The organism is Streptomyces sp. NPDC046308, from assembly GCF_055588065.1.
In genome coordinates this window covers 232,616-245,589 of the sequence record NZ_JBVJFB010000002.1, presented here as the reverse complement: position 1 = coordinate 245,589, position 12,974 = coordinate 232,616, and the positions used below count along the sequence as shown (strand labels likewise).

The window sequence follows — 12,974 nt, the reverse complement described above, 5'->3', positions numbered from 1 at the left end:
GGGGCTCCGCCCCGCACCCCGCTCCTCAAACGCCGGAGGGGCTGAACTTGCGCGGCGCAGCCGTACGGTGCGGCTCAAAGATCGGGGCTCCGCCCCGGACCCCGCTCCTCAAACGCCGGAGAGGCTGAATTTGCGCGGCGAGGCCGAATGTGGGCCAGCACCGGAAGGTTGGTCGGCCGGGGCGGTTGGGGTGGGGGTGGGTGTGTGTCGGGGTGATCCCCGCAGGGTGCCAAACGCACTGCCGCCGAGCTGTCCGACCTCCCGACACGTTTGGCGCCCGAGGAGACGCCCCGGCGCGCGCCCGCCCCCGCCCCAACCGACCCCCTTCCGAAGCCCGGCTCAAGCGGCGCAGCCAACCGCAGCCAGCCAGCCAGCCAACCGGCCGCGCCCCCTATTCGGGACCCGTCCAGTCGAAGGTGATGTGCTTGCTGGACAGGCCGGCGCGGCTCCAGAAGAAGCCGTGGGCGTCGGCGCGGTCCGCCGTCGAGCGGCCCCAGGTCGCGACCTGGCCCGGTCCGGTCTCCGCGCCCGGCAGGTTGGTCGACTGGACGCGCGCACCCTCCGGAGTCGTGGGTCCCGTGAGCGCGGCCGCGCTCGCCTCGACCCGGCCCGGTACCACGGCCCGCCAGCTCGCGAGGTCGTCGGCCACCTCGATCTCGATGGGGGCGAACTCCATGCCGCGCATTTCGCCGGCCATCATCGTCACCATCTCGGCGGGCCAGCCGCCCGCCTGCCCGCCGAAGATCATCTGGAGCGCCTCGCGCTGGGGCTCGTCGGCGCGCTCGTCGACGAAGACCGCCGCGTACGTGTCCGTGTGCTCGGCCCAGATGTTCCCGACGAACGACGCCAGCATCAGCACGTTCAGGCCGTCCAGCCGGACGTCACCGTAACGGCCCTCGCGGATGTGCCAGGCCAGGATGCCGTCGCAGTCGCCGTGGGTGGGCAACTGCGCGAACGAGCAGGGGCAGGGCACGTCGCACTTGCAGGTGTCGAACCAGTCGCCCGCCGCGTGCCACCGGGGAACGGTCGCCGTCGTCTCGGACATCTCCCTGCCTCCTCGTGACCATGGCGTGGCCCCCGGGAGCCCTCACCGGCCCACGCCCGGGGCGTACGGGTTAACGGGTATCCACCCCGATTGTCCCACCGCACGGGTGACCAGGAGGAGATGCGTTCCACGTACACGCGCCCGCACGCGTCCGCACGTGCCCGCAGGCGTCGCACGCGTCCGCGTTCCCGCGCGCACCCGCAGGTCCGCCGTGATGTGCTGGAAGGGTGCGCCTCGACGGGAAGGCCCTGTCACCCCCTCTGCGTCCGGCAAATCTGCTGTCGGCCCGGCAGCTCGCCTTCGCCTGGGCCGTGATGGCGTCGATCGCCCTCCTCGCCTGGGTGCTGGTGGTCGACCAGGCCCGTGACATGGGCGTCGAGCCGGGAACCATGGGCATGGGCGTCCCGCTGTTCCTGCTGCTGTGGCTGGTCATGATGATCGCCATGATGTTCCCGTCGGTGGCCCCGGTGGCCCTCACCTGGGCGCGGACCATCGGCCGCCAGTCGCCCACGCGAGTCGTACGGGTGGCTCGTACCGCCCAGTTCGCCGCCGGGTACCTGCTGGCCTGGACGGCCTTCGGCCTGATCGCCTACGGGCTCCTCGCCGGCACCGGGGCCCTGGTGGACGAGCACCCGGGCGCCGGGCGCTGGATCGGCGCCGGCGCGTTCCTGGTCGCCGGGCTGTACCAGTTCGGCCCGTGGAAGGACCTGTGCCTGCGGCACTGCCGGAGCCCGATGGGTCAGCTCGTGCGCTACGCGGGCTTCCGGCCCCGGGCCCGCGATCTGCGGGTCGGGGCGCACCACGGGGCGTACTGCGTGGGCTGCTGCTGGGGGCTGATGGTCGTGCTCGTCCCGCTGGGGGTCATGAACGTCCTGGCGATGGCAGCGGTGGCCGTGGTGATCTTCGTGGAGAAGCTTTGGCGGCTGGGCCCCGTCTTCTCGCAGGTCGTCGGGGCCGTCTTCCTCGTCCTCGCGGTACTGAGCCTCTTCCAGCCCTGGCTGCTGCCGGGCCTGACCCCGCCGCAGTCGCCCATGACGGAGATGCTCCGCCCCTAGGCCGTCTCTTTCGGATCTTGCTCCCCCAGCTACCGCTGGGAGGTGCCCCCACACCCGCGTCGCCTGGCACCGCACCTCGCCGCGTTGTCGGGGCACCCAAGTACGTCCAGTACTCGGGCACCCCTCCGCCTTGCGATGCACGGCGGCTGGGGGCACCTCCCAGCGGTAGCTGGGGGAACGACGCGGGCTTAACCGGCAAGATCCAAAAGAGACGACCTAGGCCTTGCGGGAGAGGGCCTCGCGGACGGCCTCCTCGGAGCGGGCGACCACGGCCGAGCCGTCCTCGGCGGTGATGATCGGGCGCTGGATCAGCTTCGGGTGGGCGGCCAGGTGGGCGATCCACCGCCCGCGCGCCGCGTCGGTCTCCTCGCGCGGCAGCTCCCGTGCGCCGGTCTCCTTGGCCAGCGGGTCCGAGGTACGCGTGATGTCCCACGGCTCCAGCCCGAGCCGGCCGAGCACCTCGCGGATCTCGTCCTCGGAGGGCACGTCCTCCAGGTACCGCCGCACGGTGTACTCGGCGCCCTCGGCGTCCAGCAGGGTCAGTGCGCTGCGGCACTTGGAACAGGCGGGATTGATCCAGATCTCCATGCCGTCAACCCTAGCCGGGGCCGGTCTGGCCAGGGGCTTTTGTCAGTGGTCCCCGGTAAAATCGAGGAAGAACGACAGGACGCCAACTACCGTTTGGGAGGCTGTAGATGGCCACTGCCACCACCGTCCGGCCCGTCAAGAAGAAGCCGCTGCCGGCGGGCCTGCCCCGCGAGTGGTACGAGAGCCACAACCGCCGCCTGAAGGCGATGCGGCTGGCGATATCCCTGCTCGACTCGGGGACGTACGACGCCCGGCGCGCCACCAACCGGAAGATCCGGACGATGGCCGTCCGGACGGGGATCCACCGCCCGTCGAACGTCACCTGCAAGATGGTGCGCGCCTTCATCAAGGAGTCGTAACCCGGGCTGCCCGGTCATCCGACGCTCACCCCGATCCGTCCAGGGAGAGCAGCAGCAGGGCCACGTCGTCGCGCGGACCGCCGTCCGTGAAGGCCGCGAGGTCCCGCCACACCGCCCGGACCAGGCCCCCCGGGTCCCGTGCCAGTACGGGGACCCGGGCGGCCAGGGGGTAGAAGTGCCCGGCCGCGTCCCGGGCCTCGGTCACGCCGTCGGTGTGCAGCAGCAGTTGGTCCCCGGGCCGCAGCGGCAGCTCCGCCACCGCCGGCGGCGGGCCCGCGAGCCCCAGGCCCAGCGGCGGGCCCGGCTCCACCACCAGTTCCTCCACGGCCGCCCCGCGCAGCCGCAGGGCGGGCGGATGCCCGCACGACACGATCCGTACGAGGTCCAGCCCCGGCGGGAACTCCAGCAGCACCGCCGTCGCGAACAGCTCCGGATGCTCCACGGAGCCGGCCTTCGCGTCCACCACCAGCCGCCGGTCCAGCCGGCCCGCCACCGCCGCCAGCCCGGAGTCGTCCATCACGCCCTCGCGAAAGGCCCCGAGCAGCGCCGCCACCGTGCCCACCGCCGCCAGGCCGTGTCCCTGTACGTCCCCGACCAGCGCGCGCACGCCGTGCGGCCCGGCCCGTACGTCGTACAGGTCGCCGCCGACCAGGGTGCCGTGCTGCGCCGCCCGGTAGAGACCCGAGCAGCGCACCGCGCCCACCCGCTCCGGCACCGGCGGGAGCACCGCCAGCTGCGCCGCCTCGGCCACCGTCCGCACACTGACCAGCTGGGCGTCCCGGCGCTGGCGCACCCAGGCGATCACCACGCTCAGCACCCCGACGACGGCCACCGTGGCCAGGTCCGTGCCGCGGGCGTGGCCGACGCCGAGGGTCGGCAGCCCCAGCAGCAGGAGCACGACGGCGGCGAAGACCGCCGTCCCGGCCGCCCCGTACGCGAAGGCCGCCACCGGGGGCAGGCCCGCCAGGAAGAACCCCAGCTCCACGCCCGGGGTGAGGGCCTGCGCGAGCACAAGCCCCACCAGGGCCACCGCGGGCGCGAACCGGGCCCAGCGCGGCGGCGGCTCCCCGCGCAGCCTGCCGGGCTCCTCGCGTCCGCGTCTCACCCTTCCACCCTGGTACGCGAGCCCCGCCCGCGCACCCCGGACCGGCCCGCCGGGTGGCTTCGTACGGCCCCTGCCGCGAAAGTGGGGGCGTGACGGGAAACGAGGGCTCGGAGAAGGCGCCCAGTCGGGCGCACATCGAGGCGCACGGTACGGGCGACGGCGCGCAGAGCGCCGAGATCAGCACCCGGCTCAACTGGCTGCGCGCGGGGGTGCTCGGAGCCAACGACGGGATCATCTCCACCGCCGGCCTGGTGGTCGGCGTCGCCGGGGCCACCACCTCGCGGTCCGCGATCCTGGCGGCGGGGGTCGCCGGGCTGCTCGCGGGCTCCCTGTCGATGGCGGCCGGGGAGTACGTCTCCGTCAGCTCGCAGCGGGACTCCGAACGGGCCGCGCTGGACCTGGAGCGGCGGGAGCTGGCCGAGGAGCCGGAGGCGGAGCTCGAGGAACTCACCGACCTGCTCGCCGAGCGGGGCCTGAGCCGGGAAGTGGCCCGGGAGGCGGCCGAGCAGCTGACGCGGCGGGACGCGCTGCAGGCACACGCCCGGGTGGAGCTCGGGATCAACCCCGACGAGCTGGCCAACCCGTGGCACGCGGCCTTCGCCAGCCTCATCGCCTTCACGGTCGGGGCGGTGCTGCCGCTGCTGGCGATCCTCCTGCCGGGGCCGTCCGCGCGGGTGCCGGTGACGGTGGTGGCCGTCGTCGCCGCGCTCACGCTGTGCGGGGTGCTCAGTGCGCGGCTCGGCGGGGCGCCGGCGCTCCGCGCGGTGGCGCGGAACGTCGGCGGCGGCGCGTTGGCCATGGCCGTCACCTACGCGGTGGGCACCTGGCTCGGCACGACCTGAACCGGGCTCCGCCCGGCCCCGGGGCTCCGCCCCGGACCCCGCGCCTCAAACGCCGGCGGGGCTGCAAGATCCGGGCTCCGCCCCGGACCCCGCGCCTCAAACGCCGGCGGGGCTGAGAGATCGGGGCTCCGCCCCGGGCCCCGCGCCTCAAACGCCGGCGGGGCTGAGAGATCGGGGCTCCGCCCCGGGCCCCGCGCCTCAAACGCCGGCGGGGCTGGGAGATCGGGGCGCGGGCGCGGAGCGCCGTGGGGGGACGCCGGGGAAGCACCGCGCCGCACGCGGAGACCTGCGGTCGGCGCGGCCACCCTCCGGGTGAGAATGACGGCATGCGTATCGCGGTCACGGGGGCGACAGGCCTCATCGGCAGTGCACTCGTGCGGTCCCTCCGGGCGGACGGGCACGAGGTGGTGCGGTTCGTGCGGCGGGAGCCGACGGGCGGGGACGAGGCGCGGTGGGATCCCGCGCGCGGGTACGTCGACCCCGCCGGGCTGGCCGGCTGCGGGGCCGTCGTGCACCTGGCCGGCGCCGGGATCGGGGACCACCGGTGGACGGCGGCGTACAAGAAGGAGATCCGGGACAGCCGGGTGCTCGGGACCGCCGCGATCGCCCGGGCCGTGGCCGCGCTCGACGAGCCGCCCGCCGTGCTCGTCAGCGGCTCGGCCGTCGGCTACTACGGGGACAGCGGCGACCGGGCCGTGGACGAGGACGCCCCCGCCGGGCAGGGCTTCCTGCCCTCGGTCTGCGTCGAGTGGGAGGCCGCCGCCGCGCCCGCCCGGAAGGCCGGGATCCGGACCGCGTACGCCCGTACCGGACTGGTCGTCGCCCGGGAGGGCGGGGCCTGGGGCCGGATGTTCCCGCTCTTCCGTGCCGGTCTCGGCGGCCGGCTCGGCAACGGCCGCCAGTACTGGTCGTTCATCTCCCTCCGGGACGAGGTCGCGGCCCTGCGCCACATCATCGACACCCCCGGCCTCGACGGCCCCGTCAACCTCACCGCCCCCGAGCCGCTGACCAACCGGCAGGTCACCGCGGCCATGGGCCGGGTGCTCAACCGGCCCGCGCTGCTGTCCGTACCGGCGCCCGCGCTGCGCATCGTGCTCGGGGAGCTCTCCGCGGACGTGCTGGGCAGTCAGCGGGCCCGCCCGGCCCGGCTGCTGGAGTCCGGCTTCGTCTTCCGCGACCCCGGCATCGAGCAGGCCATCCGCGCCGCCCTCTGAACGGCCGGCCCGAGCGCCGAGCGGGCCGCCCCCGGCGAGCAGTGCCGGGAGAGCCCCGACGGGAGGGGCGCGCCGCGTGCGACCACCGTGCGACCGTTCGTGACCCGGATGCGACCGTCGTGCGACCGGAGTTGACCGTAATACCCAGCCGAACTCGGGTTCCCCTGGAGCCGGTTGGGGGAAGGAGGATCCCCACACAGCCGCGCCGACCTCGGGGAGGGGCACGTGCTCAGCAGCGCACACCATGCCGCGCACCATGCGGACGTCGTCATCGTAGGAGCCGGAGTCTCAGGACTCGCGGCCGCGCAGCACCTGATCGCAGCGGGAGTCACGGTCACCGTCCTGGAGGCCGCCGACGACCCCGGCGGCCGGATGGCCACGGAGTCGGCCGACGGGTTCCGGCTGGACCGGATCGGCCAGTTGCTCAACACCTCGTACACGGAACTCGCACGTACCCCGGGCCTGCGGGGTCTGACCCTGCGCCCCTTCGTGCCCGGGGTCCTGGTCCACGCCGACGGCAAACAGCTGCGGGCCGGGGCCCTCACCCCGGCCCGGGCCCTGGCCAGCGGCTCCCTCGACCAGGCCCGGCTCAGCGCCGCCCTCGGCCGGCTCGCCGCCCTGCCCGAGGACCGGCTGCTCGCCCGTCCCGAACGCACCGCGCACGCCGCCCTGCGCTCCCGCGGACTGCCGCCGCGCACCCTCAACGGGGTGCTCCGGCCACTGCTCGCCGCCCTGCTCCGCGATCCGGAGCTCACCACCTCCAGCCGGGTCGCGGACCTCGCCCTGCGGACCTTCGCCCGCGGCCGGCTCGCCGTGCCCGAGGGCGGCGCCGCGGCCCTGCCCGACCTGCTCGCCGCCGCCCTGCCGCCCGGCACCGTCCGGACCGGCGTCCGGGTCCGCTCGGTGGCGACGAACCTGGTCACCACCGAGGAGCACGGCGACTTCGGCTGCCGCTCCGTCCTCCTCGCCACCGGCGCCCGCGCCGCCGCCGAGCTGCTGCCCGGCCTGCGCGTGCCCGCCTTCCACGAGGTCACCGTCCTGCACCACGCCACCGCCACGCCCCTGTCCCGGGACGGCTCGCTGCTCCTGGACGCGGACCCCAACTGGCCCGTCTCGCACACCGCCGTGATGAGCGCGGTCGACCCGACGCGGGCGCCGGCCGGCCGGAGCCTGGTCACCACGACCGTGCTCGGACCGCCGCCGCCCCTGCGGACCGTCGCCTCGCGCCTCGCCCGGCTCTACGACACAGCCACCCGCGACTGGGAGCTGCTGGCCGTCCACCACACCCCGGAGGCCGTGCCCGCCATGCCCCCGCCCCACGACCTGCGGCGCCCGGTACGGGTGCTGGCCGGGCTGTACGTGTGCGGCGACCACCGCGACACCAACACCGTCCAGGGAGCCCTGCACTCGGCCCGCCGGGCCGCCGGCGCCCTCCTGCGCGACTTCGGCATCCCGCTCCCGGCCACCCCGGAGCCCGCACTTCCGGTGGCGGCCTGAGAACCACTCGGCCCGGGCCCGGTCCCCCTCGGGGGCCGGGCCCGCACAGCGTCACGACAACGCCGCCACCCGGTCCCGGTAGGTCCGCACCGCCGAAGCGTCCCGGTACGGCTCCAGCCGCCGCTCGAAGTCCCGTACGTACTCCACCGCCCGCACCGACCGCATCTCCGACGCCTGCTGCGCCGCCTCCGCGCCCAGCGCGCACGCCTGGTCCAGCTCGCCCAGCCCCAGCCGGGCCGTGGCCAGCACCACCCGGCAGAACAGCCGGGACCGCGCGTACCCCGGCGCCCTCAGCTGCAGGGACCGCTCCGCGTGCTGGGCCGAGGCCCGGTACTGCTGGAGGTCCCGGTGGCAGTGCCCGAACTCGTCCGCGAGCTGCGCCTCGTCGTAGAAGCGCGCCCAGTGCGGAACGTCGTCCCCCGGCCGGGCCGCGCCCAGCGCCCGCTCGGCCCGCACCAGTGAGGCCGTCGACGCCCGGACCTCGCCGAGCACCGCGTGTCCCCGCGCCTCCGCCGAGTGCAGCAGCGCCTGCACCACCGGCGGCGGGCCGGAGCCCACGCCCTGCTGGGCCACCCGGGCCAGCTGCACCGCCTCCCGGCCGTGGCCGAGGTAGACCGCCTGCCGGCTCATGGTGACCAGCACGTACGAGCCGTACGGCCGGTCCCCGGCGGCCTGCGCCAGCCGCAGCGCCTGTACGAAGTACCGCTGGGCGAGCCCGTGCGCGGCGATGTCGTACGAGGTCCAGCCCGCGAGCCGGGTCAGATCGGCGGCGGCCGAGAACAGCCGGCGCCCGGTGGTCTCGCCGTAGGTGCCGCGGAGCATCGGCTCCGCCTCGTGCTCCAGGTACCGCACCAGCGCCTGCCGGGCGTGGCCGCCGCCGTAGGCCTGGTCCAGGGTGCGGAACAGCTCGCCGACCGATCTCAGCGCGGCGATGTCCCCGCCGGTCACCCGCTGCCCGGGGCCCCGGTCGATCTGCCGCTGCCGGGGCACGGTGGCCCGGCCCTGCAGCGGGACGCGGGCCGCCGCCGGGTCCGCGCCCCGGCCCACCCGCTCGTCGGCGCGCCCGATCAGCCAGTCCCGGCTCGGCACGACCAGCCCGGCCGGGGTGAAGGCGATCTTCCGGAGCTCGGCGTGCGAGCCGGAGTCCTTGCGCCACAGTCCGCTCGCGATGTCCACGGCCTCCTCCGGCGTGGCCGCGAACTCCAGCCCCGCGTACACGGGTGCGCAGGCGTCCAGCCCCAGGTCCTGCGCGGAGAGCCGCCGCCCCAGGCGCCGGGTGAACACCTCCGCGATCAGCGCGGGGGTGGTCCCGCGCGGCTGCTGCCCGCGCAGCCAGCGGGTCACGGAGGTCTTGTCGTACCGCAGGTCGAGACCGTGTTCCAGGCCGAGCTGATCGACGCGGCGGGCGAGCCCGGCGTTGGAGAACCCGGCTTCCGCGATCAGCGCCGCGAGCTGCCGGTTGGGGCCGCGCTGGGCAGGTCGTTCCGTCATCGGCTCCACGGTCTCCTGACGTGACGGACCGGAGTCCCGGCCCTGTGAACGGCGTGAATGTAGCGGCGAACTCCGCTCATGCCGCCCTCTCTGCCCCACATTCATCCGATCGTGTGCAGAATGCGTAGGGCCCTTTACGGACCGACCCCTTCCGCCCGCATAGGCTGCGGACCATGACCCCTCGGCCCCACGGGGCGCACCTCCCCGAGGAGCGAACCGAATCCACCACCCCGCTGCCCCCGCCCGAACTGACCGAGGCGGAGTGCCGGCGCTGCGGCACCTACATCGCGGGACTCGACGGGCGGTACGCCTGCGGGGTGTGCGGCTGGGTCAACGACCACGCGGAGGGCCACCGGCGGCTGCCCCGCGCGGACGAGGACCCGGACCGGCCGTCGAAGGGCCGGCGCCGCCCGAAGCAGTTGCCGTGGCCCCCGGTGGAACCGGGGCCGGCGCCCGCCCAGGAGGCCGGCCCGGAGTTCGTGCCGGGGTCCTGACGGGGCGCCGAAGGGGTCCTGACGGGGCGCCGGAGGGGTCCTGAAGGGGTTCGAACGGGCCGCCGTACCCTTGCTCAGTGAAGTACGTGCACACAGCAGGTTCAACGAGGAGGCGCTGCGGTGGCTGAGCTTGGGTTTGTCCATCTGGGCTTCGGGCCGGAATCCGTCGAGTACACCGTGGCCTGGGAAGAACAGCGCAGGGTGCACGCGGCCCGCTTCGCCGACGAGGTCGAGGACACCTGCCTGCTGCTGGAGCACCTGCCGGTCTACACGGCGGGCCGCCGCACCGACCCCAGTGAGCGTCCGCTCGACGGCACGCCCGTGGTCGACGTGGACCGCGGCGGCAAGATCACCTGGCACGGCCCGGGCCAGCTGGTCGGCTACCCGATCATGAAGCTGCCCCGCCCGGTGGACGTGGTCGCGCACGTCCGCCGCCTGGAGGAGGCGCTGATCCGCACCGCCGCCGAGTTCGGCCTGGAGACCACCCGCGTCGAGGGCCGCAGCGGCGTCTGGGTGCTCGGCGACCCCGTCGAGGACCGCCCCGCGATCGGCGGGCTCTCGCTCGACCTCGACCCGCGGCTGCACGACGAGGAGTTCGACGCCCGGCTCAACGGCCCCGAGTACGCGCCATCCAACGCCGGTCAGCGCCGCGAGGACCGCAAGCTCGCCGCCATCGGCATCCGCGTCGCCAAGGGCGTCACGATGCACGGCTTCGCGATCAACGTGAACCCGGACAACACCTGGTTCGACCGCATCGTGCCCTGTGGCATCCGGGACGCCGGTGTGACCTCCCTCTCCTACGAACTGGGCCGCGAGATCACCATCGCCGAGGTGCTGCCCGTCGTCGAACGGCACCTGAAGGACGTACTGGAGCACGCGGAGCTGCGGCCCCGCGACACGGAGCCCGCCGCGGGCGTCTGACTCCCCGGGAATGCGGCCGCCCCCTCGCAGGTTGGCCGACGTAAGAGCGTACGAAATTACGGGCGTACCCTGGTGGGCGCCCGAACAATCGAAGTCACAGGGAGCCGGTCGTGTCCGCAGTCGCACCCGACGGACGCAAGATGCTGCGCCTGGAGGTCCGTAACGCCCAGACCCCCATCGAGCGCAAGCCCGAGTGGATCAAGACCCGGGCGAAGATGGGTCCCGAGTACACCAAGATGCAGGCCCTGGTGAAGGGCGAAGGACTGCACACGGTGTGCCAGGAAGCCGGCTGTCCCAACATCTACGAATGCTGGGAGGACCGCGAGGCCACCTTCCTCATCGGTGGCGACCAGTGCACCCGGCGCTGTGACTTCTGCCAGATCGACACCGGCAAGCCCGAGGCCCTGGACCGGGACGAGCCCCGCCGTGTCGGCGAGTCCGTGGTCACCATGGACCTGAACTACGCCACCATCACCGGCGTCGCGCGCGACGACCTGGCCGACGGCGGCGCCTGGCTGTACGCGGAGACCGTGCGCCAGATCCACCAGCAGACGGCGGGCCGCGAGAGCGGGCACACCAAGGTCGAGCTGCTGGCCCCCGACTTCAACGCGGTCCCGGAGCTGCTGGAGGAGGTCTTCGCCTCCCGCCCCGAGGTCTTCGCGCACAACGTCGAGACCGTGCCCCGCATCTTCAAGCGGATCCGCCCCGGCTTCCGCTACGAGCGCTCGCTCGACGTGATCCGGCAGGCCCGCGCCTACGGCCTCGTCACCAAGTCCAACCTGATCCTGGGCATGGGCGAGGAGCGCGAGGAGGTCTCGGAGGCGCTGAAGGAGCTGCACGAGGCCGGCTGCGAGCTCATCACCATCACCCAGTACCTGCGGCCCTCGCCGCGGCACCACCCCGTCGAGCGCTGGGTGAAGCCGGCCGAGTTCGTGGAGCTGGCGAAGGAGGCCGAGGAGATCGGCTTCTCCGGTGTGATGTCGGGCCCGCTGGTCCGTTCCTCGTACCGGGCGGGACGTCTGTACACCCAGGCGATGGAGAAGCGCAGCCGAGCAGGAGCGTAGGCGCGGGAGCGTGTGAACTCGCGCACAAAAGCTTACTAGTCGGTAACACCGCAGCGACGCGGCCCCTAGGCTCTTTCGAGGAAGAGCACGGCGGGCCGCGTCAATGTTTCGACACGTTTGACCGCGAGGTCATGCGCTGGTAACACCAATCAGTGACGCTGGGTCCACGCACCGCACACACCGCAGTGCGCACGCCCGCACCGCAGCACACCCTCGCTACACGCACTGCCGACGTGAATTCCGTGAAAGGGATCGACATCATGCAGGCCGCGCCCGTACGCGCCATCGCCATCCCGTCCTTCTCCGACGCCTTCAGGGGCATCGAGTCCCTGCTGATGAGCGGCGCCCGCCGGAACGCCTGGACGGCGGTGCTCGAAGACCGCCGCAGGGCCAAGGACCGGGTCGAAACCGAACACGTACTTGAGGCCGCGGCCACCCGGACCCCGCAGGCCACGTAAACTCGCTGTATGGCGAGGAAGTCAAACGCAGAGACTGCTGCGAACACTGGGCGACTGAAGCAGATCGCCCTCACGTACAAGATGACGCGCAAGGCCGACCCGAAGGTCGGTCTGATCGTCGCGGGCGTGGGAATTGTCACCTTCGGTGTCCTTCTTGCGATCGGCTTCCTGATCGGGCACGAGCTCTACCTGGGCATCCTGGGCTTCCTCGTGGCGTTCCTGGCGATGGCGATCGTCTTCGGGCGACGGGCCGAGCGGGCTGCCTTCGGGCAGATGGAGGGACAGCCGGGCGCGGCCGCGGCCGTACTGGACAACGTCGGCCGGGGCTGGACGACGACTCCGGCCGTCGCGATGACCCGGCAGCAGGACATCGTCCACCGGGCCGTCGGCAAGGCCGGCGTCGTGCTGATCGCGGAGGGCAACCCCAATCGGGTCAAGCCGCTGCTCGCGAACGAGAAGAAGAAGCTGGCCCGGATCATGCCGGACGTGCCGGTGCACGACTTCATCGTGGGCACGGGCGAGGGCGAGGTGCCGCTCAAGAAGGTGCGCACCACCCTGCTCAAGCTGCCGCGCGTGCTGGCCGGCCCGCAGATCACCGAGATCAACGACAAGCTGCGCGCCATGGGTGACCTCATGAGCAACATGCCGCTGCCGAAGGGCCCCATGCCCAAGGGCATGAAGATGCCCCGCGGCGGGAAGATGCGCTGACCGGCTGACCCGATTTTCGTATACGACACAGGGGTGGGAGCAAAAACGAACAATTCTGGGGAGCCCCCCCCCCCCCCCCCCCCCCCCCCCCCCCCTTCCTCCCCCACCCCTGTGTCACACGGTCCGCGCGGTC

At 73.6% G+C, this 12,974-nt stretch carries 14 protein-coding genes; 10 read left to right on the top strand and 4 right to left on the bottom strand.

Translation table 11 applies throughout. From position 1 onward, the window contains the following. Positions 1-391 precede the first annotated feature (391 nt). Entirely contained in the window at positions 392-1,045 is a 654-nt protein-coding gene (locus tag ACZ6JT_RS08560; protein ID WP_469208631.1) for a DUF1326 domain-containing protein, read from the bottom strand. Positions 1,046-1,272: 227 nt separating this feature from the next. Here ACZ6JT_RS08560 and ACZ6JT_RS08555 point away from each other — a divergent pair, with 227 nt between their 5' ends. Further along, positions 1,273-2,100, top strand: a complete 828-nt coding sequence (locus ACZ6JT_RS08555; protein WP_469208629.1) for a DUF2182 domain-containing protein — start codon at positions 1,273-1,275, stop codon at positions 2,098-2,100. 216 nt (positions 2,101-2,316) lie between these two features. On the opposite strand, the gene ACZ6JT_RS08550 is transcribed toward ACZ6JT_RS08555, so the two are convergent. After that, the gene (locus ACZ6JT_RS08550) at positions 2,317-2,688 is read right to left on the bottom strand and encodes an ArsC/Spx/MgsR family protein (RefSeq protein ID WP_469208627.1); all 372 of its coding nucleotides are present in this window, start codon (positions 2,686-2,688) and stop codon (positions 2,317-2,319) included. 107 nt (positions 2,689-2,795) lie between these two features. On the opposite strand from ACZ6JT_RS08550, the gene ACZ6JT_RS08545 reads away from it, so the two are divergent. Beyond that, a complete protein-coding gene (locus ACZ6JT_RS08545) occupies positions 2,796-3,047 on the top strand; it encodes a hypothetical protein (RefSeq protein ID WP_469208625.1) in 252 nt (83 codons plus the stop codon). Positions 3,048-3,072: 25 nt separating this feature from the next. On the opposite strand, the gene ACZ6JT_RS08540 is transcribed toward ACZ6JT_RS08545, so the two are convergent. Further along, a complete protein-coding gene (locus tag ACZ6JT_RS08540; protein ID WP_469208623.1) occupies positions 3,073-4,152 on the bottom strand; it encodes a PP2C family protein-serine/threonine phosphatase in 1,080 nt (359 codons plus the stop codon). Between the two features lie 134 nt (positions 4,153-4,286). Between ACZ6JT_RS08540 and ACZ6JT_RS08535 the strand changes: the two genes are divergently transcribed. The 3 genes from ACZ6JT_RS08535 (at position 4,287) to ACZ6JT_RS08525 (ending at position 7,705) form a co-directional block, all read left to right on the top strand. Continuing rightward, entirely contained in the window at positions 4,287-4,994 is a 708-nt protein-coding gene (locus ACZ6JT_RS08535; protein WP_469209594.1) for a VIT1/CCC1 transporter family protein, read from the top strand. Positions 4,995-5,320: 326 nt separating this feature from the next. Continuing rightward, complete coding sequence (locus ACZ6JT_RS08530) at positions 5,321-6,208, top strand: TIGR01777 family oxidoreductase (protein WP_469208621.1); 888 nt, start codon at positions 5,321-5,323, stop codon at positions 6,206-6,208. Between the two features lie 225 nt (positions 6,209-6,433). Next, entirely contained in the window at positions 6,434-7,705 is a 1,272-nt protein-coding gene (locus tag ACZ6JT_RS08525; RefSeq protein ID WP_469208619.1) for an NAD(P)/FAD-dependent oxidoreductase, read from the top strand. A 51-nt stretch (positions 7,706-7,756) separates the two neighbouring features. On the opposite strand, the gene ACZ6JT_RS08520 is transcribed toward ACZ6JT_RS08525, so the two are convergent. Then, entirely contained in the window at positions 7,757-9,196 is a 1,440-nt protein-coding gene (locus ACZ6JT_RS08520) for a regulator (protein WP_469208617.1), read from the bottom strand. A 173-nt stretch (positions 9,197-9,369) separates the two neighbouring features. Here ACZ6JT_RS08520 and ACZ6JT_RS08515 point away from each other — a divergent pair, with 173 nt between their 5' ends. The 5 genes from ACZ6JT_RS08515 (at position 9,370) to ACZ6JT_RS08495 (ending at position 12,841) form a co-directional block, all read left to right on the top strand. Further along, on the top strand, positions 9,370-9,690 hold the full coding sequence (locus ACZ6JT_RS08515) for a hypothetical protein (protein ID WP_469208615.1): 321 nt from the start codon (positions 9,370-9,372) through the stop codon (positions 9,688-9,690). 120 nt (positions 9,691-9,810) lie between these two features. After that, positions 9,811-10,611, top strand: a complete 801-nt coding sequence (gene lipB / locus ACZ6JT_RS08510; RefSeq protein WP_469208613.1) for a lipoyl(octanoyl) transferase LipB — start codon at positions 9,811-9,813, stop codon at positions 10,609-10,611. Between the two features lie 110 nt (positions 10,612-10,721). After that, positions 10,722-11,675 (top strand): lipoyl synthase, encoded by a 954-nt coding sequence (gene lipA, locus ACZ6JT_RS08505; protein WP_469208611.1) that lies wholly within the window; start codon positions 10,722-10,724, stop codon positions 11,673-11,675. 260 nt (positions 11,676-11,935) lie between these two features. Beyond that, positions 11,936-12,133 carry an SCO2195 family GlnR-regulated protein gene (locus ACZ6JT_RS08500; RefSeq protein WP_327419205.1) on the top strand — a complete coding sequence of 66 codons (198 nt, stop codon included), beginning with the start codon at positions 11,936-11,938 and terminating at the stop codon, positions 12,131-12,133. A gap of 9 nt (positions 12,134-12,142) precedes the next feature. Continuing rightward, positions 12,143-12,841, top strand: a complete 699-nt coding sequence (locus ACZ6JT_RS08495; RefSeq protein WP_361763839.1) for a DUF4191 domain-containing protein — start codon at positions 12,143-12,145, stop codon at positions 12,839-12,841. Positions 12,842-12,974: the final 133 nt, after the last annotated feature.